The organism is Acinetobacter calcoaceticus DSM 30006 = CIP 81.8 (genome assembly GCF_000368965.1).
In the GTDB taxonomy this organism is placed as follows: Bacteria; Pseudomonadota; Gammaproteobacteria; order Pseudomonadales; family Moraxellaceae; genus Acinetobacter; species Acinetobacter calcoaceticus.
The window spans coordinates 428,095-434,134 of record NZ_KB849780.1 but is presented as its reverse complement, the minus strand read 5'-3'; the positions used below and the strand labels follow the sequence as shown (position 1 = coordinate 434,134).

Below are 6,040 nucleotides of genomic sequence, written 5' to 3'. Positions count from 1 at the left end.
TTAGTGATTAGTGATTAGTGATTAGTGATTAGTGATTAGTGATTAGTGATTAGTGATTAGTGATTAGTGATTAGTGATTAGTGATTAGTGATTAGACTTACATACTGGATATAAAATAAAAAGCCCTCTTATAGAGGGCTTTTATAGCATTTAAAAGAACAACACAATTCCTTTTAAATGACTAAAATAAAAAAAAGCACTAAAAAGTGCTTTTTTCTTACTGAAATATTATTGTGGAATAATATTTACAGCATTTGGGCCTTTTTGCCCTTGAGTAACAGTAAACGTTACACGTTGACCTTCGTGCAAAGTTTTGAAACCTGAGCCAGAAATTTCTTTGAAGTGAGCAAACACATCTGGACCATTATCTTGTTGAATGAAACCGAAACCTTTAGTTTCGTTAAACCATTTTACTGTACCACTTACTGTATTAGACATGATATATCCTACTGATTTCTAATATTTTAGTATCATTTAATAATGACACTAACATAACTTTGAAAAAAGAATAACAAATTGAGCTTAAGATCTTAAAAAACGAAGGATTATGACTAAAACTACGATACTTTAAAGAAGATTTACTAACAAGACTTTTTTCTAGTTAAGAGCATGATACATGAAATAAATTTCTATTCAAGCTTTTTATGAAAAAAATTTTATAAATTATAATAAAAAACAGAAAAACAATAACTTAATAAAACAACTAAAAAATTAGTATATTCCCTACTTAACCAATACCTTACGTCTGATTAGATAAAATATCGAGGAACAGAAAGATAACTGCTTATAACTTATCAAGTGGCAGAGGAAAATATGAACGAAAACTTGAAATAATTTAAGCTTTAAAAATTCAGGCAATAAAAAAACTCCTAAAAAGGAGCTTCATTTTTAAATCATTGGCAGAGGATCAAGGACTCGAACCTTGACGAACGGTTTTGGAGACCGTCATGCTACCATTACACCAATCCTCTATATTTATGATTAAATAACTAATGATTTAATCATAAAAAAAGCAAGAACATCGTCTTGCTTCCTTTAATGGTGGGGGCGAAGAGACTCGAACTCTTACACCTTGCGGCGCTGGAACCTAAATCCAGTGCGTCTACCAATTTCGCCACGCCCCCATCTGGGACATTTATTTAAAATAAATGTGGCAGAGGATCAAGGACTCGAACCTTGACGAACGGTTTTGGAGACCGTCATGCTACCATTACACCAATCCTCTTCCAAGATCTAGATGACTTAACATCCAAATCAACTTTAAGATTTAACTTAAAGTGGTGGGGGCGAAGAGACTCGAACTCTTACACCTTGCGGCGCTGGAACCTAAATCCAGTGCGTCTACCAATTTCGCCACGCCCCCGATGGCTGTGTATATTAGCGATAAGATCTAACAGTGACAAGTGTTTTTTTTCTAAAAAAAACTGACCGTGTAAATTGTATACAGATACTAGATCGATGATTTTTATAAGTTTGAATGTGCTTTTAAACAATTCATCGCTTCAAATGCATTTACAAACCTATTTTTTTGTTGTTTTTGCAATAAACCTGAAAGGAATGGATAAAAATTCATAAACTGTGTTGGTAATTGAATGGTTAAATTTTGGCAATGCAATACTGCCCAATCATAGTAATTCCCTGCTTCTAAGCGAGTTTGGGTTAACCATTCATACAAAACAATTCCAAATGCATATAAATCGCTTTGTACACTCTTGTCATGACCTTGATAGAGTTCAGGTGCCATATAACGTGGTGTTGCATCCATCACTGAATCTGAACTCGTCAAAAGTCGAGCTTTCTCAAAATCAATCAAGTAAGGGTTTTGCTGAAACTTTCGAAAATGCTCTTTTTTAATATCTCCATGAATCCAACCTAATCTATGAAGTTCCGCGAGCTTATCTAGTGCGAACCAAATCGTATGGTACACATCTGTTAAATGAGTTTCATGAGGCAATGAACCAAACCACAAATCGGTATCAGGTAAAATTAAAACCTGACCAAAAGAATGGTTTGACTGAGGAATGGCACTAACTTCGATTAATTTATAGGGTAAAAGCCACGCAGGTTTCTTGTGATTAATTTCTTCGTAAAACAATTGTTCGTGTATGAAGTCTTGCTCACTTTGAACATGCGTTTCAGGCAAATGATATTTTAACCAGTAATTTCTAGCATCTATAGAACATGTCCATAGATGCCGTCCTAAAGCTGAACTTCTGGGCTTTGTAACACATGTCAAATTTTCTATATGAGAAGCAAAATCATGCTTCAGCATAGTAAGACTCTGGCTGTTGTTGCTTTTCTTCAAAACGCAAAACTTCCAAGCAATGCTGAATCGTCTTGCCAATACGAGCATGGGTCTCAATCGAAGAAATTTTTGGCCAAGTCGCGCGTTCCCCTTCTCGTTGCAAACGTTTAAACAAATGTGGACGTGGGTTTTGCAAAGTATAGGTATAGTGACTCAAGCCATATTTAGCAATAATATTAACGTCGCCATAATAACGCTGCCCCATTACGCCATATCCATGATCGAGTAATCTCCTAATCGGAGAAATAGAACCAAGTCTTTGACGGGTAAAGTCCATAATTCCCATCGACAGCACTTTGCCTTGACGTCTTAAAATACGTTCGGGCCAACTTAAAACGTCTTTACGAAAGCGGTCTGCATCATTTTGCATAAATGGCACAATATGCGGGTTCACTTGACTGGCGATGGTGTAATTTAAATTATATAGACGCGCCATTCTTTCTTGCGGAAAATCATTTCTTACACTGCCATCAACCCATTTTGTATTTGCCATATAAGGTGTATGTTCATCGTCATAACGTTTACTGGTTAAACGCACTGGTGGAAATAACACAGGTACAGCACATGAAGCTAATACAGCACTCCATACCAAAACGTTAGGGGTCATAATGGCATTCATAATTCGCGGGTTTTCTGTTGCATCATAAGGTGCAACCGCCACATTAATATTTAAACCAGATTTTTTGAAAGCTTCCTCAAAAGTAAGATCACCTAAGTTTTCAACAAGGAATTTTTTCAAATAGTGCACATCGGCAATTCCACCATTTCCTTTAATGAGTTCACGAAGTTTTCTAAAATGAAAAGCATCACTAAAGAATTGTTCTCCATTTAATAAATTTTGAACATCTTCACTGGCAGAAGTTCCAAGCATACCTGTCATAATTGCCCCTGCACTTGAGCCAGACAACACTTTAGGCATTAAATCTTGTTCAATTAAAGCTTTACACACCCCTGTGTGAAAAAGCCCCAAAGTCGCTCCACCCGAGAACATAAGGGCCGGTTGTCCATATGCTTTTTCACAATTTTCAAAAAACTCAATTTTTTCTTTGCGTTGGAAAGTAATACATTCACTTGAAGCTATATAGGCCAAGCTTTGGCTAACTTCTTCAATATAGTCTTCAATTAGTTTTTTTGTGCCTACATGCGTTGCGGCAAAAAGCATTGGGTGACCAATGTTTGCAATATCGTAAGTTAAGCCTTCTTTGAGCAAATAGATCAAATCTAATGTTCGATGTTGCTGGCGGTATCTTTTCAGTAAGGTATATCGATAAGAAATGAGCTCTGCATCGAAATAAGGTGAACTATTATCGAATTTCCACTCTTGCACCCCTGTTTCTTCATCTAGTTTTAATGCAAAAGACTTCCACTCTTCATAAGATTCAGCCATGTCTAATTGACGTTGTAATTTTTTGATACGGTAAGCCTGATGCGGATTCATATCACTTCGTATTTTTTCAAACATATTTCGTCCTCATCTTCACAGATGATTTTACTGAATAGACATGACCACACTATGCGCGGTCTGAAGATTTCAATCAATTGCAAAACCGATAAACTGTATAGCAACAACTTTTTTGTCAGCCTGTTAATTTCGGTGTTAGTATCCTAGTAAATTACTGTTTAACATGATTGACTTACCATGGCTACCATTGATTTACCAGACAATTTAGTTCAGACATTATCACTTGTATTAAATCAGTTACAGCAGGTCTTACCTGAACCAAGAGAAGAGACAGATTTTACTGCACCTGCTTTTAGATGGGAAAATCAGCAACTTAAAGCCATCCATACCCCAAAGAATATTTATTTAGATGACTTAAAAGGCATTCAGCGCCAAAAAGAAAAAATCATTCAAAATACTTTGCAATTTTTAAATGGCTTACCAGCAAATGATGTTCTTCTAACTGGCTCACGTGGTACAGGTAAATCATCTATTGTTCGTGCTTTATTGACTGAATATGCCCCTCAAGGGTTACGTTTAATTGAAATTGAACGTGATGACTTGGCAGATTTACCTAAAATTCAAAAACTCATTCAAAATCGACCTGAAAAATACATCGTATATTGCGATGACTTGGCTTTTAATGCTGAAGATGAAAATTATCGTAGTTTAAAAAGTGTATTAGACGGCTCATTACAATCTGGTGCGAGTAATTTTATTATTTATGCGACCAGTAACCGTCGCCATTTGTTACCCGAATTCATGCATGAAAATACACCTGTAACCAAAGTCGATGTTCCTCAATATACTGAACTACACCCTCAAGAAGCGATTGAAGAAAAGATCTCTTTGTCAGATCGTTTTGGTTTGTGGTTATCTTTTTATCCAATGGATCAGAATTTATATTTAGAAATCGTAGAACATTATATTCAAAAGACAAATATGCCTTTTAATGATGAAGTTCGTGCCGAGAGTTTACGCTGGTGCCAAATGCGTGGTCAGCGCTCTGGCCGTGCTGCTTACCAGTTCTCAAAGCACTGGATTGGTTTAAATGGGTTAAAACAGTTGTCTAATAATTAAATGACGAATGTCCCGCAAAGCCTTGGCTTTGGCCTGAAAACCGCTTAGATTTGGCAGTTGTTTTTCATAACCTAAAACAAAGATAGTCCTATCCTTATTTAGGTTTATATATGAAAAAACAATTGCCAAAAATTTCTATAGGCAGCAAAGTCCTTGGTAAAAGCTTATTGCTCGCGCAAGGTGCCTTGGATCAAGCAGAAAAATACTCAACGCTTCCTTTTACTCAGTCTCATATCATCCAACCTCGAGTTGAGGAAAAATATTATAGCTGGACACATTACGGTATCTTTTTTCCCCTTTTACCCGAACCGCATCGTTATCTAAACATTATGATTTTATTAGGTACGCCCGGTGCGCTAGCCTTTGATCATGATGACATAATTAATGAAGACCCCAGAAAAACAGCCACGTTCTTTTCAAGTACTGCCGCGGTTGAGCAAGCTTTGCTTAAGGCGTATATCATTCCCAAAGATACACAAATTAATAAAGATGGAAGCTTAATAGAATTAGGCAAAGAAATTTCAATTCAAGGAAAATTCCCGCAAGTTCATATCCATGGACATTATGATGGGCTTGATTTCGACTTTGATATTGATGTTACAGCACATGTTTCGTGGTTTATAAAAACACCGATTTATGATCATTTTAGTTTATTAGCAAAGTTTAAAGGCTTTTTAAGTTATCAAGCAGAACGCATTGAAAGTGAAGGACTCTGTACGTATGAATATGCACGAGCAGTTGGTCCACATAGTTTCATAAACAAACTTCTTCCTGACGCCTATAAACTGCCGCTTGATTTTTTTACTTATCAAATTATTAATTTAAACGAGACCACTCAACTTCTTCTTACAAAAGCCGATATTGCTGGACAGACGGTAGCTTACACCCTGCATATTAGATATCTTGATCAGCCAGCTGAAATTTATACAGATGTTAGCTTTGACGTTATTTCTCATCAAGTCGATGACTACATCTCACCGACTGGAGAAAAAATGCGACTTCCGAAATACTTTTCGTGGATTGCTCGAAATGAGAATAAACAAATTATTTTGAATATTCAGGCAGAAGTTGACTGCCCATTCCGCTATGGTCATGGGCGTGGTTATGCTAGTGGCTATAAATTTACTGGTAATTACTTCGGCAATGAAGTTCAAGGCCGTGGCTATATCGAATACATTGATGTCGAAAACCAAAATGCCTTTCAAGATGAATAG

5 protein-coding genes and 4 tRNA genes are annotated in these 6,040 nt (G+C 36.3%); 2 read left to right on the top strand and 7 right to left on the bottom strand.

What is annotated here, in order from left to right:
• Positions 1 to 228: 228 nt before the first annotated feature.
• From F936_RS06990 to F936_RS06960, 7 genes are all read right to left on the bottom strand, one after another.
• The gene (locus tag F936_RS06990; RefSeq protein ID WP_003650775.1) at positions 229 to 438 is read right to left on the bottom strand and encodes a cold-shock protein; all 210 of its coding nucleotides are present in this window, start codon (positions 436 to 438) and stop codon (positions 229 to 231) included.
• Positions 439 to 897: 459 nt separating this feature from the next.
• Positions 898 to 971, bottom strand: a tRNA-Trp gene (locus tag F936_RS06985).
• 68 nt (positions 972 to 1,039) lie between these two features.
• A tRNA-Leu gene (locus F936_RS06980) sits at positions 1,040 to 1,124 on the bottom strand.
• A gap of 27 nt (positions 1,125 to 1,151) precedes the next feature.
• A tRNA-Trp gene (locus tag F936_RS06975) sits at positions 1,152 to 1,225 on the bottom strand.
• A gap of 53 nt (positions 1,226 to 1,278) precedes the next feature.
• A tRNA-Leu gene (locus F936_RS06970) sits at positions 1,279 to 1,363 on the bottom strand.
• A gap of 102 nt (positions 1,364 to 1,465) precedes the next feature.
• Positions 1,466 to 2,272: a protein kinase domain-containing protein gene (locus F936_RS06965; RefSeq protein ID WP_005046152.1), complete on the bottom strand. Its 807-nt coding sequence runs from the start codon at positions 2,270 to 2,272 to the stop codon at positions 1,466 to 1,468.
• Positions 2,259 to 3,767: a DUF3336 domain-containing protein gene (locus F936_RS06960; RefSeq protein WP_005046150.1), complete on the bottom strand. Its 1,509-nt coding sequence runs from the start codon at positions 3,765 to 3,767 to the stop codon at positions 2,259 to 2,261. The genes F936_RS06965 and F936_RS06960 overlap by 14 nt, the downstream gene beginning before the upstream one ends.
• 177 nt (positions 3,768 to 3,944) lie before the next feature.
• Between F936_RS06960 and F936_RS06955 the strand changes: the two genes are divergently transcribed.
• Positions 3,945 to 4,826, top strand: coding sequence for an ATP-binding protein (locus tag F936_RS06955; protein ID WP_005039429.1), 882 nt, complete (start codon positions 3,945 to 3,947; stop codon positions 4,824 to 4,826).
• A gap of 110 nt (positions 4,827 to 4,936) precedes the next feature.
• Positions 4,937 to 6,040, top strand: a complete 1,104-nt coding sequence (locus F936_RS06950; protein WP_005046146.1) for a DUF6670 family protein — start codon at positions 4,937 to 4,939, stop codon at positions 6,038 to 6,040.